Raw genomic sequence first — 25,058 nt, forward strand, 5'->3', positions numbered from 1 at the left:
GCGCTCCCTATTGAGACGCACCGCTCGCAGCGCCCGGCGCGGCCGGCTTCATCGCTGCTGGTGCCTCCGGCTCCGACGCTCCCTTCTCGACGATCGTCTTGCCGCCGGTTTCCGTCGACGCCAGCGTACCCACGACTTTGAGTGCAACATCGGGCGCGACGCGAATGGCACCATCCACGACAATGCGTTCTCCTGCCTTCAGGCCATCGTCGATGAACCAGTTGTCTCCGTTCCAGTCGCCAACCTCGACAACGCGCTGCTTCGCCTTCGACTCCTGATCGACGACCCACACGAAGTGACTCCTCGCGCCCTGCAACACCGCGCGCTGCGGCACGAGGATCGCATTCGGCCGCACTGCCCCCGACACCCGTGCACGCACGAACTGTCCCGGACGCAGCGTGCCCTTGGGATTGGCGAGGACCGCTCGGACGAGGAACGTACCGGTCTCGGTACTAAAGGCGGGATTCGCAAAACTGATGGTGCCGTGCTGCGGAAATTCCGTACCGTCCGCAAGTATGACCGACACGACAAACTCGCTGTTTGGCGGAAAGATCAGCTTGCCGGCCGAAATCTGCTCCTGAAAGTGGAGCATTTCATTTTGAGAAATGCTGAAATTTACCCACATCGGATCAAGTTGATATACATACGTGAGGAGCCCCGATGTGTTCGCAATCAGATAACTTCCGTCCTGCTGCCGCGCATAGCTCGCCAGACCGTTTAGCGGCGACTTGATCGTCGTGTAGCCGAGGTTGAGTTCCGCCGTCTCGACCGCCCCGTCCGCCGCAATTACCGCAGCCTGGGCTTGCTTCTCATTGCCGATCGCATCGTCGAGGTCCTTCTGGCTCAGCGCTTGCTGCGCGGCAAGCGGCCTGACCCGCGCGAGGTTCTGCTGCGAGACAACGAGCCGCGCCTGTTGCTGCGCAAGCTGGCCCCGCGCTGTCAGCAGGGCCGCCTGGAATGGCTTCGGGTCCATCAGGAACAAGACTTGCCCGGTCTTCACCTCCTTGCCTTCCGTATACGTTCGCTTGTCGAGGAAACCATCGACACGCGCACGAATCTCGACTTCGCGTGAACTTTGTGTCTGCGCAGTGAACTCGATATCAACAGGGGTGTTGCGCGCGACGACGGTCATCAGCGTAACTTCCGGCGCGCCGAGCTCCGGAGGACCCGAAGCCTTCTTGCAACCCGCGCCAAGTGCCATCGTCAGAGCAATGAGCGTCAGTGGCAGGACGCTCCGGTACCGCGCATATACCGCGAACAGTCGATGCGTAGAAGGGAACGGGCCGCTCATGGTGGACCTCCCGCAGTGAGCCGGATTCATACAAGACATGCGCCCGCTGGCCGGCCATCGTTTGCAATGAGTCCACCGCTGCACAGCCAACCCACCGGGGGTGAATTCCGGTTTCATTCAGGAGGCCTCGTAGTGATATCGCGCATTTCCACATCCTGATCAGCCGGTCACAATCCTTTGCACCGCTATCACGTCGGTATTCGCCCCGCATCTGGAACATTCGGCGCCGAAGGAGCGCGAAGGGGCGAACAAACTCGAACGGGACGCCGGCTCCCATTTGCCGCAATCAGTGAGCTACTGGGCCGTGCGACCACTTCCCGTCAAGTGTTGTTTCCGCGCAGGGAATACACAATCGGACTTTGGTCCCATATTCATGCACACACCTCCCGGCATTTACCGATCGGGCGTCCCACCTGACCAAATCGACGGAGGGCTTGGCACCGAAAGCAAACCGCGCACGACGTCAGCGCCTTCTGACGAGTGTCGGCGTCGTCGTGAGTGGAAACGAAGACTGCTGGATGGTGCAGGCAGCAGTCGCGGCCAAGAGCTTTACGGCGCCGGCGCGATCCCGAGCGCGGCCTGTACGGCCTGGATCAGGATCGCGGCGTTGAACGGCTTGCACAGATTCCCAAACGCCCCCAATGCGAGCCCCTGCGAACGCACGCCCGCGTCATCGTAGGCAGTGGTGAGGATCACGGGAATGCCACTGCCGGACAGGCGACGCTGCACCTCGAGGCCGTTCGTGCCAGGCATCTGGATGTCGAGAATCACGCAGCCCGGCCGGTACCGCGGAATCGCCGCGAGCGTGTCGAGGAACTCGTCGCCGCTCGGGTAGGTGTCGGCGCCAATGCTGACCGACTGCAGGAGGCGCTTGACCGCCCGGCCCACCGACATATCATCGTCGATCACCGCCACGCTGGGATTGGAATCGCTCATTGTCAGAAGTCCGGAACCGGCGGGTGTACGCGAAGCGCCAGTCCCGCAGCTTCAGGCTACTCGGCGTGCGGTCAAACACCTATAGGACTTTGGTCCACCGTGGGCGCAAACGCGCGGGCACTGGCGCGCCGATGGCGGCTACTTCGGAGAGGACGTCACAGTCACGGGTTTCCAGAGCCAGCATGGTTGCGGCCAGCCCGCGTGGACCCCGTGGAAGTATAAAGGGCGAGAATAAGACCAAAGTCCAATAGCCTTCCGAGTGGACCGTAGCTCACAATATTGACGTCAGCAAAGTACGTCTGTTGTCCCGTGCAAAGGGCATACGAATGAGCACAGGATATCGATCTTGATACCCGGGCAATAGTTTCGAGCTGCTTACGTTTGTGAACGGCCCAAGCTACCCGAAGCGCCCGTACGCCGAAGGTCATGCGTCCGTGTGCGAGCGTGGAGCGTATGTCTCTTCCATTTGTTCAGCGGTGAGTGACCGCTCTATGTCGTCCGCGCCGGCGGGCAGAACGGAGGGTAAGGCTATGTTGAAGCGCATATGTCTGCTGCTGGCGGTGACCGGGTTGGTCGCCTGCGCCACCACAAGCGAGCAATCGCTTTCCGATGTCGATAAGGCAACCAGATCAGGCTTTCTGACCGATCCTTCCCTGCTGAAACCTGGCAAGGAAGGCGAGGCGCGGCTTCGCTACGTCAAGCCCGGTGTAGATTGGAGTTCCTACACGGGAATCTTCCTCGAACCGGTGGTGTTCATTAGCGATGCCAACGCAAAGGTCGACGCGAAGGAGCAGCAGATATTGGCGAGCTATTACTACAACGCCTTGAGGACGCACTTATCCAAAGTGCTGCCGATCGTCGAACAACAAGGCCCGCACGTTTTGGTCGTCCGCGCCGCACTGACCAACGTTACGAGCTCGACCCCGGGATTGCGCACGATCTCGCTGATCGTCCCTCAGGCCCGCTTGCTCGATTCGGCGCAGAGCCTCGCTACGGACAGCTATGCCTTCGTCGGTTCGGCGCAGAGCGAAGGCGAGGTGACGGACGGCGGGACCGGGCAGATTCTCATCGAAGGGGTGGACGGGCGCTCCGGCGGAATGAGCCTCAAGGATGTGGGCGGCGGGGTATGGGACGACGCAGAAAAGGCGATGGACTATTGGGCGCAACTGGCGGCAACACGCCTGACCCAATTAAAGTCAGGCGCGCCGGCCTCGTAATTCGCCATTGCTTACGGTGTGCCGCTGTCTGAACACATGTCGCTGAGTGCGGGATTGAACCGGATGTCCCGAAGCCTCAATCCCCACCGGGCGCCAGGACGCCGGCAACTCCGTTCGACACGTCGTCTCCGATGTCAAGTCACGGGTTTCGCGGCGCGCGAGCGCTCATGCGGAAGCCGCTCGCTCAGCGAATCGTAGATCGGCGGACAACGCAGCGCTATCGGCACGATCATCGCCGCGAAGCTTGCGGTGAGCATCGGCAGCAACAGCGTGTAGTTTCCTGTCATCTCGGTAACCAGGACGATGCCCGTAAGCGGGGCGCGCACGACGGCCGTGAAGAAGGCAGCCATGCCAACTACCGCAAACGCGCTCGGGTCCGACGGAACATTCGGAAACTGCACAGAGGCGATGCGACCGCACACGAGGCCGATTTGCGCGCCGAGCACGAGCATTGGCGCAAACAGTCCTCCCGGCGTAGCGGCTGCGTAGGAGATCGCGCCGAATCCAAAGCGGATGACAAACGCCAGCGCGATGGTAGAGAGCGCTCCGATGCCGCTGATAGCGCGCTGCGTGAGCGGGTCTCCTCCGCCTGCAAGCTCCGGTGCAAACCAGGCGAGCAGCCCCGCCACCGCGCCGATCAGCGCGGCCCTCGCTTCCGACGGCCTGCGCGAGAGCCGATCGGCAGCGGCAAGCGTCCACAATATCGTGCGGCAGTAAGCGGTGCCGAGCAGTCCCGTGATGATTCCGAGCACCAGATACGCCGGCACCGTGCCGAAGCCGGGCAACGGCGCGCCGCCGAACTGGAAGTCCGGTGCATCGCCATGCAGCACACGCGCCACGGCGATCGCCGCGGCTGAGGCGCCAAGCGCAGCAACCGCCGTGCGCATTTCAAAGCGGCGCAGCAGTTCCTCGAGCACGAACACCGCACCTGCAATGGGGGCGTTAAAAGCGGTGGCGAGTCCGGCTCCGGCGCCGGCGGCGATCAAAATGCGGCAGTCGTCTGCACTTCGGCGAAAGAGCCTGCCAAGCTCGTTCGCGATCGTGGCGGATATCTGCACGCTTGGGCCTTCACGCCCGAGCGCGAGACCGGCGCCGATGGCGAGAACGCCGCCGATGAATTTGACAGGGATGAGCGCCGCAGACGCGGGCGCCGATTCGCCCTTAAGAACCGCCTCGACGTGCGGGATACCACTGCCGACCGCGTGAGGGGAACGCCGCCTCACGAGACGTGCCGCGAGCGCGGTCGCGGCCGACGTAGCAAGCAGCACCAGCACGAAGCCTAAAACGTGCTCCGAGTGCGCCCAGCCAACGAACGCATTGCGCAGTCGATCCGCGCTTTCCAGCGTGAACCGGAAAAGCACCCCTATGACCCCGCCGACAGTTCCCGCAACGACGGCGCAGATGGCCAGCATGACGAGCCCGCTCTGCGGCTCCGCGGTCTCGACATCGTTCATGGTAGGTTCACGTCCGCTAGCAAATCCGCGCGGGAACTCGTGGAGTGATCGATGGCGGCGATGGGAAATTCAGACGCCGGCGCCCAATGCATAACGAGGCTAGTCAGCTCAGCAAACACAGCCTCGATTTGCACGGCCTCACAAGGGCGTGCAATTGCCGAACAGCACGAAGGCGTCGTCTCTGTTCGCGATCGTCAACGTCATCTCGCCGTCTACGGAATCGACTATCAGCGTCCAGCCAAAGCCCATCTCCGTGCCGAGGACGAGGATTTGATTCGGTTCCTTGTTGACCGAAACCATCGGCGTCGTGCGCGCCGGACCAATGACGACGCGTTTGTCGAAATCGAGAGTCAGGAATTTCGGCAGGCCGAGATCCGCGGGCAACGAGCGCGTGCAGGCGATGCCCGGATCGCAGGCGTGCGCGTCGACGGTCGCGCAGATCAGCCGCTTGCTGCCGTCGAAGTCCGCCGCGCCGGCCTGCAACGCTACGGTGCCGAGAAGAATCGCGAGACAAAGCGGGCTTGATTTCATCACGTGCGCTCCCCCTTCTTTCCTTGAACGCCGACGCCCTGCGCGCAGCGAATGGCGCGCGCAAAGGCAGGCATCTGCCGCAAGCAGTTCGGTTCGACCCGTTGGCTCAGTTCAGTTTGGCGGTCCGCGGAAACGGCGGCAATCGGACCTTGGTCTCATATCATCCGGCTAGAATGCGCGCCTTCAGGGCGTCGGCGGACCGCCGAGGGCCATCTCGACCGCCTTGAACAGGATCGCGCTGGTGAAGGGCTTGCGCAGATACGCGGCCGCGCCCGCCGCAAGCGCGGTTTGGCGCACGGAGAGGTCATCGTAGGCGGTGATCACGATGACGGGCACGCCCATTTGCGCGAGCTGGCGCTGGACTTCCAGACCGTTGCTGCCCGGCATCTGCACGTCCAGAATCACACAGGCAGGCCGGTACGAGGGAATCGCCGCAAGCGCATTCAAAAATTCGTCGCCGCTGTAAAACGTCTCTGCCCTGATACCTTCGGACTGCAGCAAACGCTTGATGGCTCGGCACACCGAGTCGTCATCGTCGACCACCGCAACGAATTGGTTAGGGTTGACCATATGACGCCGCGAGCGCGCAGCCGCTCCGGAAAGTAGACCACTGATGCCTTAGCGTAGTGGTCGAAAGCCAAACGATCTATAAGACTTTGGTCCACTAGCGGCATCGGCCACCGCCCGCAAGAGCGGCGAGACAACGCGGGAATGGGTGCCTGAGTCGGGCGATCACTCTTCGTCGGCAGTGCAAACGCCGGCCTTTTGCACCAATCGAACGAGTTCGACGATCGAGCGGGCCTTCATCTTCTCCATCACGCGGGCCCGATGAATCTTAATGGTCTTTTCGGCCGCACCCAGATCGCTCGCCACCTGTTTGTTCAGACGGCCGGTCACGACGAGTTCCATGACTTCACGCTCGCGGCGTGTCAGATGCCGCATGCGCTCTTCGATTTCCTCGCGTTCGTGGCGCTGCCTGCTCTCGACGCACGCGCGCGCGAGCGCGCTATCCACCGCGGCGATCAACAGTGAGTCGCGCACCGGCTTGGGCAAAAAGTCCACCGCTCCGCCCTTCATCGCATCGACGCTCGAGCTGATGTCGCCATGCCCGGTCAGAAATACGATCGGCACAAGCTGATCGAGCTTGCGCTGCACGTCGAGTCCGGTCATCCCCGGCATCTGCAGATCGAGAACGAGGCAGGCCGGCATACTCGTCAGATCGGCCCGTTCGAGAAAGGCTTCGGCACTGTCGAAGCATTCAACCTGGTAGCCCGAGGCGCGCAGCAATCGGGCAAGCGCGTTGCGCACGCTGTCCTCGTCGTCGACGATGAATACGCGAGTGGCGGTCTGGTTCATGATGATCAGGGCGCCCGTCCCTGTCGGATATCGGTCGCCACCGGCAGCGCAACGTGAAAGGATGCCCCTTTGCCCTCATTGTTTTCCGCCCACAACTGGCCGCGGTGCGCGGTGACGAACGTGCGGCTGATGGAGAGGCCCAAGCCGAGTCCTTGCGGCTTGGTGGTGAAAAACGGCCGGAAAATTCGCTCCATGCTGTCGACGGCGAGGCCCTGCCCGCGATCCTTGACCGTTATCCGTATCAGTCCGCCCGGTTCCTCGCGCACCATCGTTTCGACGACACGGTCCGCTGCAGGACAATCCTTGACCGCGTCGAAAGCGTTGAGCAGCAAGTTCAAGATCACCTGCTGAAGCTGCACCCTGTCGCCGCAAATCAAAGCCAGATTCTCGGGGATGTCGAAGCTCGTACTCACGCCACGCGTCAACGCGTCGCTGTGCACGAGAATCTCGACGTCCCGCACGACGTTGCCGAGGTCCAGCAACTGCAATTCGACATCGCCTTTGCGCACCAGGGCGCGGATTCTCTGCAGCACATCGTTGGCTCGGCAATTGTCGGCAACGATATCTTCGAGCGCTGCGCGCAGCTCCACGACGTTCGTCGTCTCCGCATCAATGAATTTGCGCGCGGCCTGTGCGTTGAACAGGATCGCGGTAAGCGGCTGCTTCAGCTCGTGCGCGAGCGATCCGGCCAGTTCGCCCAACGAAGAAACCCGGGAGAGATGCGCGAGTTCTTTGGTAGTTCCATCGACTTCGCCGCGGGCACTGCAATCCGATATCGCAGTGACTCGCAATTCCTGATCGTGCACGCGGCACCGCGTGGTTTCAGCCTGCGCGCGAAAGCCGCCGCCGTCGCTCCGGCGCGCCATCAGAATCTGCGTGGTCGAATCGCCGGGGACTTTTATTTTCATGCCATGATCGCCCGGTTCTGGACGATCGGTGTTTAGACCACCGCTCGGAAACAGCCTCGCGGACGGCGCGCCGACCAGTTCTTCCCTCGTATAGCCGAACAGTTGAGCCGCGCGCTCGTTAGCGAAGATGATCTGGTCCCGCTGATCGACCGTGACGATCGGCACAGGCAACATTTCGAGCGTCTCCCGCAACGGTGTTCTCGCGTCGAGCATGCGACGCGCGCTGCGATCGTGATCGCCTCGCAGCCACGCTGCGCACGTGACTACACAACGCCTCCATGTGGGCACTGATGGCCGCGGCTCGTGGGCATCACGACTCCTCTGCCGGCTCGACGTGCCAGGGATGCTGCGAAGGTGCTGAAACCGGTGATGCCTGGATGACGACTGTGCGGAACTGTCGTGGCCGGATAGTTGAGGAGCGCCGGTGAATGCGGTGTCGGCATGTGAATCGCGTGTTTGCAGCGTGTCGCGCGGCTGCGCGTACAGCGCCGTGAAAATTTCCGCTACCCCAATCGCCAAGTGTCTGCCGTGCATGATCAGGTTAATCATTGGCACCTCCGGGTCCCAGTGGAAACGGATTCTCATGATCGGTACTTTGTACATCTGGTGGCTGGAATTTAGTATAGGCCATTTGTAACGAATTACCGGCCGGTTACCGTGTTTGTGCCGCTTACCCGGGAAAATACCCAATAGGTTTATGCATTGTCCGCCATTGCTCGCCAATTGACGACAGGATTTGTTAGGCGATTAATTATTTCTGCGCAAACGGCATTCGTTGTCGGCCCACTGGCGGGACGAAGACGTTGACAAATGTGCTGGGACGCAGGCTGGAAGCGCTTTCAAAGGGGTGCGCACGGCTTTTAGGCTTCGCCAATCACAATAACAGAGAATATGACAAAAACACTAATTCGCTGATTGCGCTTGTTTCCCGCCGAATAATTTTATTTATCCGCAGCCGGCGTATTATAGCGCCCGTTATTTCAGTTCGAATCATTATCAGATATCCGACTACAAATGAAGATTTATGCCAGGCGTATCGGATAACGCGGTGCAACGGCGAGAGCGCCCGCAGATGGCCCGCTGCGTTTCGTGGAGACAGTCGATGGGACCGACGACGGAATCGCCGTGGGTGGGGCATACGAAACGTGTCGCGCGGCATCGCTGTAACGAAGCCGCGATTTCACGCGATGGAACAGTCGCGCTCAATACGGATGCGCAAGCACGCTGCAAAGAGCGACGATGCACCGCTTCGTGCCGCTGTGTGACGGCACGGTGACGACTCAATGCCGCTTTTTGCGCGCCCTGCTACAGGTTCATCCGCGTGACCTTGGTGCCCGCCAGCGACAGGTCGGCCATCAGGCCCGTATTGGTCAAAACGATCGCGAGGACATCGTTGGTCGCCGTTGTGGTATCGATCGTGCCAGTAGCCCCGACTTTCACGAGCGAAACCGAGGCATCGGCGCCCACGGCCCAGCCCGACGCATTGCGGAATTTCGCAAGCGAATCCGCCGTCATGAACAGGAAGATCACGGCGGTCGACTGCGCGCCGGCCTGCAATCCAACCGAAGCCGCGGCGGTGCTGTAATAGCCAACCGTTTTTCCACCGACTCGCAATGCGCCTTCACCGTACGAGCCACCCACGATGAACGCCGCCTTCTTCACCGAAGGGAACACCAGTACGCCCTGCGCCTTCGATACGAGTTCGTGCGAGCCTTGCACCGTACTGAACAGTTTCGACAGCGTACCGTCGACGGCCGCGTCGATCTCCTGCCGTTTGGCGGCGTCGGTAGCGGGACTCTCACCGCTGCTTCCCGTCGTCGTGCAACCCGCCAAGGCCAGACTCGCGGCCATGGTTGAAAGCGCGAGCGTGTGCACAAAGTTCCGTCTGTTCACTATCGACCTCCGTTCTGGTTACGATCCGATTCGCCAGTCCTGGCGTCTGGAAGCCTCGATCTTCTTTCTCTGCCGCGAAGCGGCATGGCCGCGCAGGGAACCGTCAATGCCTTCGCCGCGCGCCGGTCTTTCGGCCGCACGTCGCAAGCCTTGCAAGCGGCGGCCCGACAACCACTGGAGCGACGATCGCAACGCTTGCAAATACATGATGTCACGCTGGAACGGTTGCGGAATCGGACCTTGGTCTTACAGCCAGCGGGATGCCGATGCGCGAAACGCGTTGTCGGCAACGCGGCCTGGCCTCGCCGGCATCGATCATCCGCCGAGCGCGATGATGGCGATCGTCAGCAGGATGCCGAGCGCCGCCATCGCAAGGCCGGCTTGCCAGCCGCCGAATCCGGCGTAGTGACCCAGCGCGATGCCGCTGCCGAATAACATCGCGACCGTCAATACACGGGAGACGATCAGCGCCGTCGCGACGTTCGCGATCAGCAGGAATGGCAGCGCAACCGGGAACGTGGCGCAGACCACTAGGAGAAAGATCCCCGCCGCGCCGACGAAGTCGTCGCGCACAAACACCGCGCGCCGCGGCACGTCGGACCGCGCGGCGACTCGCCTGCGAATGGACTCGAGCTCCGTATCGCCGATCAACGGTTTGAGCCATTCCGCCATCGCATCGCGAAGCGTCTGAACGCCCGCGGCCGCATCCGGCTCGCTGCGCACGGCATGCGCAAGCGTCACTCGCCTGCCGCGAGCCACCAGCGTACGCACGAGGTACATGACCGCGTCCGCGAGACCCCACGCAAGATTGCAGCCGAGCGCCGTGAAGAACATCTTGCGCGGCGCGTCCGCACCCGCGCCCACGGCAGATACGGCACCGACGAACGTGAGCGCCATGAAGAGGCCGAAACACAACTCGCACACGCGATCGACGACATCGAGAACCGGCTCCCTGTCGCCGACGCTTTGCTGATCCGTCAGATCGGTGGCGCTCATGAGGCCTCCCGTGGCGATGGCGTTCATCGAACCCGCGCGCTTCGCTGGCATGCCAATCAGGCGCGGCGGCGCCAGCCGGACCGGACACGCGCGAGCAGACGCCCACAGCCTACAGCGCGCCGTGCGCCGACGATATTGGACCAAGGTCGTATGGCCCTGTTTCGCGCACCGCCTTACCTTGGAAATGGATCATTGCGAAATAGCCTGCATAGGCACGCGCCGGAGAGACGAATATGGCCAAAGCAAAGTCGGAAAACGAACCGCCCGAGCAAGAGCGGACGCTGTCGTACAAGGCCTATCGCAAGGCGCTTTTCGATCTGCACGTCGAGCTCGTCAAGCTGCAGGAATGGGTCGTGCAAACGGGCAGCAAGATCTGCATCGTCTTCGAGGGACGCGACGGCGCAGGCAAAGGCGGCACGATCAAGGCGCTGACCGAGCGCGTCAGTCCACGCGTGTTCCGCGTGGTCGCTTTGCCTGCGCCGAGCGAACGCGAAAAGAGCCAGATGTATCTGCAGCGTTACGTGCCGCACTTGCCCGCCGCAGGCGAAATCGTGATTTTCGACCGCAGCTGGTATAACCGCGCGGGTGTGGAGCGCGTGATGGGCTTCTGCTCCGAAGAGGACGTGCAGAGCTTCTTCAAGGCGGTGCCGCTCGTCGAGCGGGCGATCGTCCACTCCGGGGTCATCCTGCTCAAATATTGGCTGGAAGTCAGCCCCGAGGAACAGACCCGCCGCCTCGAGGCGCGCATCAACGACGGTCGCAAGACCTGGAAACTGACCGAGATGGATCTGAAATCCTATAGCCGTTGGTATGACTACTCGCGGGCCCGTGACGAGATGCTCGCCGCCTCGGACACAGATTATGCTTCGTGGTACATAGCGAATTCAAACGACAAGCGGCGAGCGCGGCTGAACATCATTAGCGACGTGCTGCAGAGAATTCCGTACAAGCAGCCTGCGCGCAAGAAAATTACGCTGCCGAAGCGGCAAAAGCCGGACGGCTACAAGGAACCGGACCGCCCGTACAAATACGTGGCCGAGAGGTATTGACCGGCGCGGCCTTGTTCACTAGAACGACTCGTTGAACGGCCGCAGATCGATTTCCTGCGACCATGCACTGCGTCCCTGCTGATGCAGGTGCCAGTACGCGTCGGCGATGTCCTCAGGGTTCAGCAGGCCGTCCGGGCCGCGTTCGGCCACGTACTGCGGCGCGGACGTACGCAAACGCTCGCCGTCGATGCCGCCATCCACCACCACATGCGCGACATGAATATTGCGCGGCCCGAACTCGCGCGCGAGCGTCTGCGCGAGCGAGCGCAAGCCTGCTTTCGCGGCAGCGAATGCCGCAAATGGAGGCCGGCCGCGCAGCGAGGCCGTGGCGCCCGTAAACAGCAGCGAGCCGCGTCCGGCCGCCAGCAGCGATGGTAACGACGCTCGCGCGAACAGGAAACCGCCGAGCGTCGTGACGCGCCATGCCGTCTCGAACTGCTCGGTGCTCAGTTCGAGCGTCGGTCCACGCGTTGCGCCGGCGGCGTTGAAGATCGCCACTTCGAGCGTGCCGTAGCCGGACAGCTGGCGCGCAATGGCGGCGAGTTCGCTCTCGCTCGTGACGTCGCCGGGCAACGCAACCGCCAGCCCTCCGGCACGCTCGATTTCGTCGACGATCGTGTCGAGCCGATCGCGCGAACGCCCGGTCACGGCGACGCGCAGACCCTCGCGGGCAAAACGGCGCGCGAGCGCCGCTCCTAATCCGGCACTCGCACCCACCCCTGCAATCCACGCGACGCGCGCGTTCGTCGCATTTCCGGCAGCTTCAGTCATGGCACTCCCCTTCGCCTCGTTGCCGAAACACTATAGGCGAAACGGCGCGAGGTTTCAGACGAACGGCAGCGCCGCCTCGCAACCGGCTTCCACGAGGCTTCGGCGATAGGCAAAAGCCGCCAGCGGATAGTCGAAGAAGAAGCGTCCCGTCTCCTGCTTCTCCGCATAGAACGCGTCGGTATCGCGTTGCGGCGTCGCGATGCGCAGCGTGCGTGCCCACGCGAACGCCAGCAGCATCCAGCCAAGCATCGCGAGATAGTCGTCCGCGACCCGGTATGCCGTCTCCGGGTCTTGCGCCTGGCGCGCCTTGAGCGCCTGTGTCGTGCGCTCGACCGTCTGCGCGAGCTCGTCGAGCTTCACGCCGGCGCAACGAACCAGCGGATCGGACTCCCGGCACAACCCAGCTTCCGCGCGCATGTGGCGAAGCAGTAAATCGAGAGCCCGCGCGCCGTCCGGCAGCACCTTCCGAACCAGCAGGTCGATCGCCTGGATCTCGTTGGTGCCTTCGTACAACATCGACACACGGCTATCGCGCAACGTCTGTTCAATGCCGTACTCGTGGATGTATCCATAACCGCCGAATACCTGCAACGCGTTCGATGCAGCAGCGAAACCATTCGCCGTAAAGAACGCTTTCACGATCGGTGTGAGCAGCGATGCGAGCTGCGCCGCGTTTTCGCGCTCCGCGGCGTCGGCATGGCGTGCGGCGATGTCGAGCCAATGCGCGGTCCAGTAACCGATCGCGCGCTCGCCTTCGGCGACCGCGCGCAACTCCATCAGAATCCGCCGCATCGCCGGATGAAACGCAATCGGCGAAGTCTGCCCCGGCGCGACTGTCGCTCCGGGCGGCACGCTGAGCGCGCGCATCTGCCTGCGTTCCTGCGCATAAGCATGCGCGCGTTGCCACGCGCTTTGCGCATGCCCCAAGCCTTGCATCGCGACCTGCAGGCGCGCCGCATTCATCATGACGAACAGGCAGGTGAGGCCGCGATGCGGCTCACCGACGAGCCAACCGAATGCGCGCTCGAAACGCATCGTGCAGGTCGGGCTCCCTTTCAGGCCCATTTTCTTCTCGATGCCTTCGCAATAGACCCCGTTGCGCGAGCGCCCGGCGTCGCTGCCGTCGAGCCATTCCGGCACGACGAAAAGCGACAGGCCTTTCGTGCCGGGCGGCGCATCGGGCAACCGGGCGAGCACCAGATGAACGATGTTCTCCGTCAGATCGTGCGCGCCGCCGCTGATGAAGATCTTGCTGCCGTCGATGAAATATCCGTCGGTGCCGGGCGCTTCTGTCGCACGCGAGCGGATCAGGCCGACATCGCTACCGGCCTGGGGCTCGGTCAGACACATCGTCGACAGCCACTCGCCGCTCGCGACTTTCGGCAGCAACTCTCTTTTCACGCGCTCGCTGCCATAGGTTTGCAGGCAGGCAGTCGCGCCATGCGTCAGCCCCGGCGACATCAACCACGCGTGGTTGGCGCCCGCCAGCATTTCCTGAAGCGCAACGTCGAGAAGCTGCGGCAGGCCCTGTCCGCCATGCTCGGGATCGAGCGACAAGGTCGGCCAGCCCGCTGCGACGAACTCCGCGTATGACTCGCGAAAACCGGCGGGCGTCGTCACCGTGCCCGCCTCGAAATGACATCCCTCGAGATCGGCGCTCGCGTTGAGCGGAGCGATTCGCTCTTCCACGAAACGCGCCGCCTCCTCCAGCACCTGCTGCGCCGTGGGCGAGTCAAGGTCTTGCCAGTCGGGCACCTCGCGCCACCACGCAGCGGCATCGAGCCACTCGTCCATTACGAAGCGCATGTCGCGCAGCGGTGCCTTGTAAATCAACGTCATTTATTCCTGTTCCCGGCCTAACTGGTTTTGCGCGCATGAATCACTGTCGCGTCGGCGGCGCCGGCCGCGTGCAGCGCGTCCACGAGTGCGGCCCGGTGTTGGAGCACGGCGCGCTGATTGATGGACCCTTTGTCGGTAATTTCGCCGAGATCGAGCGATGGTGGCGCGCTCAGCAGATGCATGCGGGCGATGAACGAAGCACTTCCCTTTGCGTCCCGATTCAGCCGCGCAATGAGTTCGCTGAAAAATCCGCGTACGGCGGTTGCATTGAGCACGTCCTCGACGCGGGCATCCGCGGGCGAACCTGCCAGCGACCGGCACGCGTCGAGCCGCGGGAAAATCATCACGCCCACTTCGTCACGATTCATCCCCGTGATGACGGCATCCTGAACGTAGGGCGCGCCTTCGCTGATGATGCGCGCGCGCATCGGCCCGACGCTCACGAACGTTCCCGAGGCGAGCTTGAAGTCTTCCGCGATGCGGCCGTCGAACATCAGACCCAGTTCGGGACGTTCCGGGTCGACGAAACGCACCGCGTCGCCGGTGCGGTAGTAGCCTTCTTCGTCGAACACGGCGCCCTGCAGCGCCGGCGACGCGCGCCAGTAACCGCTCATCACGTGAGGGCCGCGAAAGCGCGCTTCGAATTTGCCGTCGACGGGCGCGACCTTGGCCTGGCATCCCGGCGGCGGCAAGCCGATATAGCCGGCGCACGACACCGGTCCTGTCGTGAACAGACAGGACGGCGCGGTCTCGGTCATGCCGAGCCCTGCCATGATGCGGATGCGTTCCCCGCAATGCTCGAGCGTGACGCGCTCGAGACGTTCCCACGCTGCCTGCGAAAGACCGGCTCCCGCGAAGAAATACATTTTCACGCGCGAAAAAAACCGTTCGCGCAGCGCCGCATCTTTTTCCAGGCCGATGGTCAGTTCTTCCCAACCCTTCGGCACGTTGAAGTAAATGGTCGGCGCGATTTCGCGCAGATTACGCAGCGTCTCGTCGAATTTGCCGGCCACCGGCTTGCCGTCGTCGATATAGAGCGTGCCGCCGTTGTACAGCACGATGCCGACGTTGTGGCTGCCGCCGAACGTGTGATTCCACGGCAACCAGTCGACGAGGACCGGCGGCTCGATGCCGAACTGCGGAAAGGTTTCGAGCAGCATCTGCTGGTTTGCGCACAGCATGCGATGCGTCGTCGGCACGGCTTTCGGCAGATTCGTCGAACCGGACGTGAACAGGAATTTCGCAATCGTGTCGCCGTTCACGCGCGCATTGGCCGCATCGACGTCGCGCGGCGCCGTGTCGAGCAGTGCGTCGAACCGCGTCACCTTGGACGTGTCCGGCGCCGGTAGCGCGCTGACCCGTTCGACGTCGCTTGCCAGCGCGGCATCGAGCGCGGCTGTATATGCGCCGATATCGTCCGCGAAGACCAGACCGGGTTTGAGCAGATCGACGACATGGCGCAGCTTGCCGTAGTCGCCCGACATCAACGAATAGGCTGGCGACACCGGCGCATAAGCGATACCTGCCCACATCGCGCCGAGCGCGAGCTGCAAGTGTTCGACGCTGTTACCCGACAGGATCACCAACGGGCGCTCCGCGCTGAGGCCGCGGTCGAGCAGCGCCTGGCCGATCGCACGCGCGCGCTCGAGCATCTGCGCATAGGTGATGCCCTGCCACGCGCCGCTCGCGTCGCGTCGCGCGACGAGCAGCCGATCGGGATGCGCGCGTGCGCCGCTCAGCAAGCGGTCGGTCAAGCGCTCCGGAAACGGTCCCAGAGGCTCGAGTGTCTCGAGGTACCAGCAGTCGCCGCGCTTCTCGATCCGCGTTGAAGGCGCTCCGATGGCAACGCTCCGGTATCCGGCCGCCAAGGCGTTTACGTGGCTGTGCTCCGATTCCAAAACCTGTCTCCTGAATGTTCCGTTTCTCCCGCTCCGGCGCAGCAGGGAGAAACGGCATCGCTTTTTTTATGCAAGGATGGGGTGGCCGCCATCGCCGCGGCCGGGAGCCGACGCCTAGATCGGGTAGTGACGCGGGCTCGTCTGCACCGTGATCCAGCGCAACTCGGTGAACTCGGGAATCGACGCCTTGCTGCCGAAGCGTCCATATCCGCTCGCTTTCACGCCGCCGAACGGCATCTGCGCTTCGTCGTGCACGGTCGGGCCGTTGATGTGGCAGATGCCCGACTCGATGCGCTTCGCCACGTTCATCGCGCGCGCGATGTCGCGGCTGAACACGGCGGCCGACAAGCCGTACTCGCTGTCGTTCGCGACCGCCAGCGCTTCTTCGTCGCCGTCCACGCGCTGCACCGTCACCACCGGACCGAACGATTCGTCGGCATAGAGCTTCATTTCGCGCGTCACGTTCTCGACGATCACCGGCTGCATGATCGCGCCGTTCACCTCGCAACCGAGCGGCAGCTTCGCACCCTTTTCGCGGGCGTCTTCGACGAGCGCGCGAATGCGCCGCGCCGACGCCTCGCTTTCCAGCGTACCGAGAATCGAGCCCGGCTGCGTCGGGTCGCCGGCCTTCAGCGTGCGCGCTTTGGCGACGAGCTTTTCGACGAACGCATCGGCGATCTTGCGATCGACGATCACGCGTTCCGTCGACATGCAGATCTGCCCTTGATTGAAGAACGCGCCGAACGCGATGCCTTCCACGGCGGCGTCGAGGTCCGCGTCGTCGAGCACGAGCACCGGTGCCTTGCCGCCCAGTTCGAGCAGCGCGGGTTTCAGATGGCGCGCCGAAATTTCGGCGACGATGCGGCCCACGCGCGTCGAGCCCGTGAAATTCACGCGCTTCACGGCAGGATTGGCGATCAGTCGCTCGACGATCGCGGGCGCGTCTTCCGGCGCATGCGTGAGCACGTTGACGACGCCCTCGCCAATACCTGAGTCATTGAGCACTTCGCCGATCAGCGCGTGCACGCCGGGACAACCTTCCGATGCCTTGAGCACGACCGTATTGCCGCACGCGAGCGGCATGGCGAGCGCTCGCGTGGCGAGGATCACGGGCGCGTTCCACGGCGCCATGCCGAGCACGACGCCGCACGGCTGGCGCACGGCCATCGCGAGGCTGCCCGGCACGTCCGATGGAATCACCGCGCCGTCGATCTGCGTCGTCATCGCCGCGGCTTCGCGCAACATATTGGCCGCGAGCATCACGTTAAAGCCGTACCAGTTCGCCATCGCGCCCGTTTCGGCCGCACCGATCGCGATGAATTCGGCCGTGCGCGCGTCCATGCGGTCGGCGGCGGTGAGAAGGCGCTTGCGGCGTTCGGTCGGCGTGAGCGCCGCCCATGCCGGGAAGGCGCGCGCCGCGGCAGCGACGGCCGCATCGGCGTCCTCGACGGTGGCCGCGGCGGCACGGGTGGCGACCGCGCCCGTCGCCGGGTTGATGCGCTCAAAAGTCTTGCCATTCGACGCGGCACGGGTCGCGCCGCCGATCAACAGGTTCGTTTGATGCATGTGTTCGTCTCCTCGTTGGGTCCCGCTGAAATGCGCCGCTTAGCGCTTGTAGGCCTGAAGGCCCGGCTTGATGCTCTTGTCGTCGAGGAACTGCTTCAAGCCCTGTTCGCGGCCGCCTTCCGGATCGCGATAGTTTGCCTGGTCGAGCTTCGCGTACAGGTAGTCTTCGTTCTGCTCCCACGTGAGTTCGCGCGAGCGCTTGAAACCGTGCTTCGCGTTGCGCAGCACGACCGGGTTCTTGTTGAGCAGTTTCGCCGCGAGAGCGATCGTTTCCTCGCGCAGTTGCGCGAGCGGCACGCTCTTGTTCACGAGGCCCATCTTCGCGGCTTGCGGACCCGTGAACGTTTCGCCCGTCATGATGTAGTACAGCGCTTCACGATGGCCGACAGTGTCGGCCATCGCCTTGCTCACGAGGTTGCCCGGAGGAATGCCCCAGTTGATTTCGGACAGGCCGAACACGGCTTCGTCCGCCGCGATCGCGAGATCGCAGGCGACGAGCGGAGAGAAGCCGCCGCCGAAGCACCAGCCGTTGACCATCGCGATGGTCGGCTTCGAGTACATGCGCAGCAACTGCCACTGCCAGCGGCTCGCGTCGCGGCGAATGCGCTCCTGCAGCACGTCCGGGCCCGCATCCACTTCGCGGAAATATTCCTTCAGGTCCATGCCGGCCGTCCACGCGCTGCCCTCACCGGTCAACACGAGAACCTGGGCTTCGGCGTCGAGTTCGAGCGTCTCGAGAACGTCGATCATTTCCTTGTTCAGCGTCGGGCTCATCGCGTTGCGCTTGTCCGGACGATTGAACGTGACCCAGGCGATTCCGCCTTCCACCGCGACCTTGACCGTGCTCCAGCGCCCTTCGTAACTCATCTGCATCTCCGTTTGGATCAATGCCGCCCTCGCGGCTTAGGCTCAATTTAATATCAGGCGACCTGATAAGTAAAGTACAATGTAGACACCTCGGTAGAAACCCCTAAACGCTCATGCCGACGACCACGAGAAAGCACGTTGCCGCCCACCGATGCTGCGAAACCTGCGCTCGACGTGCGTGCGCAATCTTCGCGCAGCCTGACCCCTCAGCTTCATTTTCCCCTGGGAGACGCATTTGAACATCGAACAACTCAAGGCCATCGACACCCATGTTCACGCCGAGGTGTCGTGCTGCCAACCGCCCGACCTGTTTGCCAAAGAATTCGACGAGGCAGCCGACAAATACTTCGGCACCGTCCTCAAACAAGGGCGCCGCCCCACCATTGCCGAAACGATCGAACACTATCGGGAACGCCAGATCGGCTTCGTGATGTTTACGGTGGATTGCGAATCCAACATCGGGCGCCGACGAATTTCGAACGAGGAGGTCGCGGACTTCGCGCAGAAAAACCCCGACATCATGATCGCGTTTGCGAGTATCGATCCGCACAAAGGCAAGTTCGGGGCGCGCGAAGCGCGGCGGCTGATCGAGGAGCACGGCGTGCGCGGCTTCAAGTTTCACCCCACGATGCAGGGCTTTTTCGCCAACGACCGCATGGCCTACCCGCTCTACGAAGTGATTGCCGAGCATGGCCTGCCTGCGGTTTTTCACAGTGGCCACTCGGGCATGGGCTCGGGCATGCACGGAGGCGGCGGCTTGCGCCTCAAGTATTCGGAGCCGATCCACCTCGACGATGTCGCCGTCGACTTTCCCGACATGAAGATCGTGATCGCGCATCCGTCCTGGCCGTGGCAGGAGCAGGCGCTATCGATCGCGCTGCACAAGCCGAACGTGTATATCGATCTGTCGGGCTGGTCGCCGAAGTACTTCTCGCCCGAACTGGTCAAGTATGCGAATACGCTATTGCGCAACAAGGTGCTGTTCGCGTCCGACTTCCCGCTGATCCGCCCTGAGCGCTGGCTCGAAGACTTCGAGACGCTCGCCATCAAGCCCGAAGTGAAGCCGCTCGTTCTGAAAGAAAACGCCGTCACGTTGCTGGGGCTGCGGGCCCAGGCGCAATAAATGGCGGACGACGCAAGACAAAAGGCCCGGCGCGAGAACGCCGGGCCACGCTGATCCCGCAGCGGCGACTATCGCCTTGCTGCGTTCGAGCGGATGACGAGCAATGCCGCAATCGCCGCGATGATCGTCACCGGCACGCTCGCGCCGATGACGAGCGCCGAGCTCTTGCCCATCGAAAGCAGTTGCCCGGCCGCAACGGGTCCGACAATCGAACCGACGCGTCCCACCCCCACCGCGGCGCCGACACCCGTACCCCGCACGCTGGTCGGATAGCTGGCGGCGGACAGCGAATACAGCATCGACTGCGCACCGACTACGCCCATGCCGGCAAACAGCACGGCAACGGATAGCGTCCCGATGCTGGCGACTTGAGAAAGCGCGATCAAAGCCCCGACGATGCAGACATAGACTGCCGTGGCACAGAGCGCTTGCCTGAACCGGTCCATCAGCGCACCGATGCCGAGCACGCCGATCACACTGCCGACGTTGAAGAAAATCTGCGCGATGCCGGCCTGCGAGCGGCTCATGCCGCGCCCCACGGTCAACGAAGGCAGCCAGTTCAGCAGGAAGTAAAGAACGATCAGCGTGCACAGGAAACTGATCCAGATGCCGATCGTCGCCGCGGCGCGTCCCTCGCCGAACAGGACTTCGCGCGTCGAAAGAAGCGGCTTGTCCGCTGTCGTCGCTTCCCGCGACCCGGTTGCGAATTCACGCGACTCCGGCAGCAACGTCATCAGCAGAGGAATGATGATCAGCGGTCCCGCTCCGCCTACATAGAAGATATGACGCCACGCGGTATCACCCGCGCTCAGCACGCCGATCATCGCGGCAAGCGCGCCGCCGAGCGGCATGCCGCAATACATGACGCTGACCGCCATGTGGCGGTGACGTTCATCGACCGCCTCGGAAGACAACGCGATCAGGTTCGGCATCGCCCCGCCGAGTCCAATGCCCGTCAGCACGCGAGCGATCAGCAGACTCTCGAAACTCCAGACCTGCGCGGTCGCAATCGAGAAGATGCCGAATACCGCCATCGAGATCATCAGGACGCGCTTGCGGCCGATCCTGTCGGCGAGTCTTCCTCCGATCATGGCTCCCGGCAAGAGCCCGAACATGCCCGCGCTGAAAGCCAACCCTAACTGGCTGACCGACAGGCCGAATTCATGGGACATTCGAGGCGCCGCAACGCCGGTGGACTGAAGGTCGACGCCCTCCAGTACCGCGACGAGAAAGCACAGCGCCAACGTTAGTGCAGTACTTGAACTTGCTGCACTCGAGCGATCAGCAACGCTAGACATGACGTCTCCTTCACCTTTGATTTGACTGCTAGTGGTTTGAGGATGAGTCTAGTCTCAGGACGCCTGACATTGAAAGTAGAATATGATATGCCTGGTAGAAACACCTAAGGCAATCAAGAATGAGCAAGACAACGGAGAAGCGGCGAACGCCCCTTGCCAAACAGGCCGGTTCAACCAAAGCAGCTGCGCCACCTGCCCGCGTTTCCTATGTCGTCGGCCAGTTGGATCGATTGCTCAAACGCAGTCTTATCGATGTTCTCGGCGAATTCGGCTTGACCTTGCCTCAGTTCACCGCGCTCTCCGTCATCAGCGCCAGCGGCGCCATGACCAACGCAAAACTCGCTGAACGTTCGTTCATCACACCGCAGTCGGCCAACGAGGTCGTCAAAACAATGGAAGCGAACGGTTGGGTTGGACGCGCTGGGCACCCTACCCACGGTCGTCTGATTCATCTGTTTCTGACCGACGAAGGGCGTCGCGTATTGAAGGAGTGCGATGCGGCGATCGACGCGCTCGAGGCGTCCATGCTGGAAGGAATGACCGAAATCCCGGTCGATACGCTGCGCAAGGTGCTGCAGCGATGTGTGTCCAATCTGCGCGCCTGAGCGGACCTTGCGCCGCGTTGGCGGCGTTCGCTGATCGCGAACGGCTTGTGCGGCATCGTCGCGTGCGCGTGGAAGCTCAGTGAAATCCCTGGTCGGCATTTAGCCGCGTATTACCTCCCTCACCACGTGGCCCGTTATAGTGCTTCACAGCGGCGCCATCTTGCGCATGAAGCAATAGCGCGTCCGCCTCGCCGTTCCCCACCCGATTCGAGAGGTAACGAAACATGTCCAAGCGGATTCTTATCATCGCAGGCGATTTTGTCGAAGACTATGAGCTGATGGTGCCGTTCCAGGCACTTGGTGCGGTCGGACATAAGGTGGACGTCGTTGCGCCTGACAAGCGCGCGGGCGACACGATTCGCACCGCGATCCACGACTTCGAAGGCGATCAGACCTACACGGAAAAGCGCGGCCACAACTTCACGCTGAACGCCGACTTCGCGTCGGTGGATCCCGCGGCCTACGACGCGCTGCTCGTGCCCGGCGGTCGCGCACCCGAATATCTGCGGCTCAACGACAAGGTGATCGCATTCGTGCGCCATTTCGCCGAAACGAAAAAACCGATTGCCGCCGTCTGCCACGGCGCGCAACTGCTGGCGGCGGCGGGCGTGATCGAAGGCCGGCGCATTTCGGCGTATCCGGCCTGCGCGCCCGAAGTCAAGCTCGCGGGCGCGCAGTACGTCGCGCTCGACTGGCCTGACGCGATCACCGACCAGAACTTCGTCACCGCGCCCGCGTGGACCTCGCACGTGAACTGGCTCGCTCAGTTCCTCGCCTTGCTAGGCACGCGCATCACGCATTGAAGAGACGCGAGGCGCGCCCCGCGACGTCATCACTTGATGAAGGAGGGTAATCGAATGTGCAATGTCTATGTCAACGCCGATCCGATCCTCTATGAGTCGCGCACGCGCGCTCTGCGCATTCATGGCGCCGTGACCACGGTCAGGCTCGAAAATCTCTTCTGGGATGTGCTCCGGGAAATCGCCAACCGCGAGAACATGACAACGACCCAGTTTGCGGTGAAGCTCCACGACGAACTGTTCGCGTTGCGCGGCGAAGAGCCGTTGAATTTCGCATCGTTTTTGCGCGTGTGCTGTCTGCGCTATCTGTCGACAAGCGCTGCACGCACCGACGCCGCCGGCGACGTGCAACTCAATGCCCCGTTTCAACCCAGAGTCGTGAAGACGGCCGTGTGAGGGATTGCGTCAGTCAGCCGACGGGTCGCATGCGCACTCGAGAGAAGACGGCGTGGCCGGCCGCTCCAGCACGGCAAGCCGTTGCAGTATCACGAGGCCTAGCAGCGCGAATCCAAGTCCCAGCGTAAAGTCGGCGCGGACACCATCCCGATCGACAATCGTTCCTCCCAACGCCGAACCCACGGCAATCGCCACCTGAATAATGCTGACGAACATGGCCGACCCTGCTTCGGGCAGGTCGGCCGTGCCGCGCTGGATCCATACGCTGAAGCAAAGCGGGAGCGCTCCGAATGCGATGCCCCAAAGCAGCAGCCCCGCAGTCTCGCCGATCCGCGAGTGTTCCAGCAGCAACATCGAGGACATCGCGCCCAATAGCAACACGACCATCGCGGCGACAGACTTCTTTAGATGGTCCGAAATCACCATCGACGTCAACGCATTAGAGAAGAAGCCGATGAGACCGAATCCGAACAGCAACAGCGTAATGGCACGCAACGAGAAGTCGTGCTCGAGCAGCGGAGCGATGTACGTGTAGGTCGAGAAATGCGCTCCAAAGACGAGCGCGACCATCGCCATGCTCAACCTCGTATGCGGCCGGCCAAGCAGTGTTCTGAAGTCGGCGATCCGCAACGCCGATGCCGACGGCAACGATGGCACGAGGAACGCCTGCGCCAATAAGGCGAGCGACACCAGACCCGCAGTGGCCGCGAACGCCATCCGCCACGACGCGAGCGACGCGATGAACGTCCCGAGCGGCACACCGATCACGGTTGCACAGGTCACACCGGTCAGAATGGTCGCGGTCGCTTTTGCAGCGTCCTTCGTCTGCACGAGTCGCGGTGCAGCCGCCGTCGCGAGAGTCCAGAAACCGCCCAACGCGCCGCCGAGCAATGCCCGCCCTGCCAGCATGACGGCAAGGTTCGGTGCGACAGCGCATACGACGTTGGCGATCAGCAGTACGGCCGTGAGAAGCAGAAAAACGTACCGGCGATCCATGCGGCCCGCGCTCACGATGAGCGTCGGCGCCAATACCGCCGCCATGACGCCAGGCGTGGTGACCATCAGACCGGCGACACCGGTCGACACGCCAAGATCGTGCGCGATCTGCGGCAACAATCCGACAGGCAAGAACTCGGCCGTCACGAACGCGAAAGCGCTTACCGCTACCGCAATGACGGATAGCCATTGACCGGCGGACGTTGAATCGCCTTCCAGGGAGGGAGGTATTGAAGGGGTATCGATTTGCATGAGGAAGACGAAGCCGACGCGGGGTGGAAGTATCACACGTTAGCTGGGGTCTCGCCTCGGAAAAAGCATCGCCTCCTGAAAAGACTAGCTAGCGCGGCTGAACAATGCGCGTGCGGACCGAATGCGCGCATCGAGCTGCGCAGCTTCGAGTTGCGGGACCAGCGCGGCAAGAAGGTGCAGTGCAAGATCGCGCCGCTTACCGCTGCGGACGTCGCGCAGTCCGGCAAGTGAGCAAGCGTCCGACGGCACGGACGTATGATCCGCAACCGCGACGCCAGAATGCTCCGGACGCCCTTCTTTACAGGCGGGCACGCAATAGCCTCTTCTGAAGAAGCGTGCGCAGATCGCGGCGCGTGTCGGTGACGACGTGAATGTAAATCGTGTCGCCGCGCACCTCGTAGATAACCCGGTTCTGACCGCTCAACGCTTCCCGGAAGTTCAGGCCGCCAAAATCCGCAAGCTCTGCTGGAATGCAACCGCTTTGTGGGAACTGCCTGACGTTTCCAAATGTGGCGGCCAGCTGTGTGGATGTTTGCTTCCACGTCTCGGCACCGAAGCTCCTGAGGATGTACCGGCGCAGATGCTTTGTATCTTCTTGCGCCTCGTCGAGAATCAGGAGCTTGAACTTCGTCGGCGCCATCAGCCAGTCTGTTCCTTTCGGTCAAGGTCGTCGAGTTCCGCGAGAAACTCATCCGCATCCTTGAACTTCCCCTGTTCGATGTTCTTCTGACCCAAGGCGAGAATCTTGAGCAAAGCTAGTGTTTGCTGCGTGTCCTCATAGCTTTGCACGTCCTGAACGACGAGCTTGGCTTCACCATTCTGTGTGATGAGCAGCGGCTCGCCGGAAGCCGTCAGGTCCTTGACGATTTGCGCTGCGTCGCTTTTCAGGTAGCTGATGGGCTTTACGTGATCGGCTAGGCGCATGAGCGATCCTCCCTTTTACTCGATTCAGACTGAATATAGACTAAATTCGGTTTAGCACCAAGTAGCAAAGTGCGCTCGCGTCCGTTAAGGTC

The 25,058-nt window shown here is 62.5% G+C and carries 24 protein-coding genes; 6 read left to right on the forward strand and 18 right to left on the reverse strand.

All coding sequences use genetic code 11. The features are described from left to right. Window positions 1-7: 7 nt before the first annotated feature. Both LJ655_RS15270 and LJ655_RS15275 read right to left on the reverse strand, forming a co-directional pair. Entirely contained in the window at window positions 8-1,201 is a 1,194-nt protein-coding gene (locus LJ655_RS15270) for an efflux RND transporter periplasmic adaptor subunit (protein ID WP_230562239.1), read from the reverse strand. Window positions 1,202-1,840: 639 nt separating this feature from the next. Continuing rightward, entirely contained in the window at window positions 1,841-2,227 is a 387-nt protein-coding gene (locus LJ655_RS15275; protein ID WP_230562085.1) for a response regulator transcription factor, read from the reverse strand. Between the two features lie 530 nt (window positions 2,228-2,757). Here LJ655_RS15275 and LJ655_RS15280 point away from each other — a divergent pair. Then, window positions 2,758-3,444, forward strand: coding sequence for a DUF3313 domain-containing protein (locus LJ655_RS15280; RefSeq protein ID WP_230562086.1), 687 nt, complete (start codon window positions 2,758-2,760; stop codon window positions 3,442-3,444). Between the two features lie 134 nt (window positions 3,445-3,578). On the opposite strand, the gene clcA is transcribed toward LJ655_RS15280, so the two are convergent. The 7 genes from clcA to LJ655_RS15315 all read right to left on the reverse strand — a co-directional run bounded on the left by clcA (window position 3,579) and on the right by LJ655_RS15315 (window position 10,582). Beyond that, window positions 3,579-4,898, reverse strand: a complete 1,320-nt coding sequence (clcA, locus tag LJ655_RS15285) for a H(+)/Cl(-) exchange transporter ClcA (RefSeq protein ID WP_230562087.1) — start codon at window positions 4,896-4,898, stop codon at window positions 3,579-3,581. Between the two features lie 138 nt (window positions 4,899-5,036). Next, window positions 5,037-5,429, reverse strand: coding sequence for a hypothetical protein (locus tag LJ655_RS15290; RefSeq protein WP_230562088.1), 393 nt, complete (start codon window positions 5,427-5,429; stop codon window positions 5,037-5,039). A 183-nt stretch (window positions 5,430-5,612) separates the two neighbouring features. Beyond that, a complete protein-coding gene (locus tag LJ655_RS15295; protein ID WP_230562089.1) occupies window positions 5,613-5,999 on the reverse strand; it encodes a response regulator transcription factor in 387 nt (128 codons plus the stop codon). A 162-nt stretch (window positions 6,000-6,161) separates the two neighbouring features. Beyond that, complete coding sequence (locus LJ655_RS15300; RefSeq protein WP_230562090.1) at window positions 6,162-6,785, reverse strand: response regulator transcription factor; 624 nt, start codon at window positions 6,783-6,785, stop codon at window positions 6,162-6,164. 5 nt (window positions 6,786-6,790) lie between these two features. Beyond that, window positions 6,791-8,383, reverse strand: a complete 1,593-nt coding sequence (locus tag LJ655_RS15305; RefSeq protein WP_230562091.1) for a sensor histidine kinase — start codon at window positions 8,381-8,383, stop codon at window positions 6,791-6,793. A gap of 615 nt (window positions 8,384-8,998) precedes the next feature. Continuing rightward, the gene (locus tag LJ655_RS15310) at window positions 8,999-9,586 is read right to left on the reverse strand and encodes a BPSL1445 family SYLF domain-containing lipoprotein (RefSeq protein WP_425605811.1); all 588 of its coding nucleotides are present in this window, start codon (window positions 9,584-9,586) and stop codon (window positions 8,999-9,001) included. Window positions 9,587-9,901: 315 nt separating this feature from the next. After that, entirely contained in the window at window positions 9,902-10,582 is a 681-nt protein-coding gene (locus LJ655_RS15315; protein ID WP_230562092.1) for a hypothetical protein, read from the reverse strand. A 233-nt stretch (window positions 10,583-10,815) separates the two neighbouring features. On the opposite strand from LJ655_RS15315, the gene ppk2 reads away from it, so the two are divergent. After that, the gene (ppk2, locus tag LJ655_RS15320; RefSeq protein ID WP_230562093.1) at window positions 10,816-11,631 is read left to right on the forward strand and encodes a polyphosphate kinase 2; all 816 of its coding nucleotides are present in this window, start codon (window positions 10,816-10,818) and stop codon (window positions 11,629-11,631) included. Between the two features lie 18 nt (window positions 11,632-11,649). Here the strand turns inward: ppk2 and LJ655_RS15325 are convergent, their stop codons facing one another. From LJ655_RS15325 to LJ655_RS15345, 5 genes are all read right to left on the reverse strand, one after another. After that, complete coding sequence (locus tag LJ655_RS15325; protein ID WP_230562094.1) at window positions 11,650-12,402, reverse strand: SDR family NAD(P)-dependent oxidoreductase; 753 nt, start codon at window positions 12,400-12,402, stop codon at window positions 11,650-11,652. Window positions 12,403-12,456: 54 nt separating this feature from the next. Beyond that, complete coding sequence (locus LJ655_RS15330; protein ID WP_230562095.1) at window positions 12,457-14,241, reverse strand: acyl-CoA dehydrogenase family protein; 1,785 nt, start codon at window positions 14,239-14,241, stop codon at window positions 12,457-12,459. 17 nt (window positions 14,242-14,258) lie between these two features. Beyond that, window positions 14,259-16,139 carry a feruloyl-CoA synthase gene (locus LJ655_RS15335; protein WP_230562096.1) on the reverse strand — a complete coding sequence of 627 codons (1,881 nt, stop codon included), beginning with the start codon at window positions 16,137-16,139 and terminating at the stop codon, window positions 14,259-14,261. 114 nt (window positions 16,140-16,253) lie between these two features. Then, window positions 16,254-17,705, reverse strand: coding sequence for an aldehyde dehydrogenase (locus LJ655_RS15340; RefSeq protein ID WP_230562097.1), 1,452 nt, complete (start codon window positions 17,703-17,705; stop codon window positions 16,254-16,256). 39 nt (window positions 17,706-17,744) lie between these two features. Next, window positions 17,745-18,572 (reverse strand): p-hydroxycinnamoyl CoA hydratase/lyase, encoded by an 828-nt coding sequence (locus LJ655_RS15345; RefSeq protein WP_230562098.1) that lies wholly within the window; start codon window positions 18,570-18,572, stop codon window positions 17,745-17,747. 235 nt (window positions 18,573-18,807) lie between these two features. Between LJ655_RS15345 and LJ655_RS15350 the strand changes: the two genes are divergently transcribed. After that, window positions 18,808-19,695 (forward strand): amidohydrolase family protein, encoded by an 888-nt coding sequence (locus tag LJ655_RS15350; RefSeq protein WP_230562099.1) that lies wholly within the window; start codon window positions 18,808-18,810, stop codon window positions 19,693-19,695. A gap of 68 nt (window positions 19,696-19,763) precedes the next feature. Here the strand turns inward: LJ655_RS15350 and mhpT are convergent, their stop codons facing one another. Continuing rightward, entirely contained in the window at window positions 19,764-20,993 is a 1,230-nt protein-coding gene (gene mhpT, locus LJ655_RS15355; protein ID WP_230562100.1) for a 3-(3-hydroxy-phenyl)propionate transporter MhpT, read from the reverse strand. Between the two features lie 119 nt (window positions 20,994-21,112). Here mhpT and LJ655_RS15360 point away from each other — a divergent pair, with 119 nt between their 5' ends. The 3 genes from LJ655_RS15360 to LJ655_RS15370 all read left to right on the forward strand — a co-directional run bounded on the left by LJ655_RS15360 (window position 21,113) and on the right by LJ655_RS15370 (window position 22,794). Further along, window positions 21,113-21,598, forward strand: a complete 486-nt coding sequence (locus LJ655_RS15360; RefSeq protein WP_230562101.1) for a MarR family winged helix-turn-helix transcriptional regulator — start codon at window positions 21,113-21,115, stop codon at window positions 21,596-21,598. A 224-nt stretch (window positions 21,599-21,822) separates the two neighbouring features. Continuing rightward, window positions 21,823-22,401 carry a DJ-1/PfpI family protein gene (locus tag LJ655_RS15365; protein WP_230562102.1) on the forward strand — a complete coding sequence of 193 codons (579 nt, stop codon included), beginning with the start codon at window positions 21,823-21,825 and terminating at the stop codon, window positions 22,399-22,401. 54 nt (window positions 22,402-22,455) lie between these two features. Continuing rightward, the gene (locus tag LJ655_RS15370; RefSeq protein ID WP_230562103.1) at window positions 22,456-22,794 is read left to right on the forward strand and encodes a ribbon-helix-helix domain-containing protein; all 339 of its coding nucleotides are present in this window, start codon (window positions 22,456-22,458) and stop codon (window positions 22,792-22,794) included. A gap of 9 nt (window positions 22,795-22,803) precedes the next feature. Here LJ655_RS15370 and LJ655_RS15375 read toward each other — a convergent pair whose 3' ends face one another. The 3 genes from LJ655_RS15375 to LJ655_RS15385 all read right to left on the reverse strand — a co-directional run bounded on the left by LJ655_RS15375 (window position 22,804) and on the right by LJ655_RS15385 (window position 24,966). After that, on the reverse strand, window positions 22,804-24,042 hold the full coding sequence (locus LJ655_RS15375; protein WP_230562104.1) for an MFS transporter: 1,239 nt from the start codon (window positions 24,040-24,042) through the stop codon (window positions 22,804-22,806). 298 nt (window positions 24,043-24,340) lie between these two features. Further along, window positions 24,341-24,682: a type II toxin-antitoxin system RelE/ParE family toxin gene (locus tag LJ655_RS15380; RefSeq protein WP_230562105.1), complete on the reverse strand. Its 342-nt coding sequence runs from the start codon at window positions 24,680-24,682 to the stop codon at window positions 24,341-24,343. After that, window positions 24,682-24,966 (reverse strand): type II toxin-antitoxin system Phd/YefM family antitoxin, encoded by a 285-nt coding sequence (locus tag LJ655_RS15385; RefSeq protein ID WP_230562106.1) that lies wholly within the window; start codon window positions 24,964-24,966, stop codon window positions 24,682-24,684. Before LJ655_RS15385 ends, LJ655_RS15380 begins: the two co-directional genes overlap by 1 nt. Window positions 24,967-25,058: the final 92 nt, after the last annotated feature.

It is taken from the genome of Paraburkholderia translucens, assembly GCF_020881035.1.
Taxonomy (GTDB): domain Bacteria; phylum Pseudomonadota; class Gammaproteobacteria; order Burkholderiales; family Burkholderiaceae; genus Paraburkholderia; species Paraburkholderia translucens.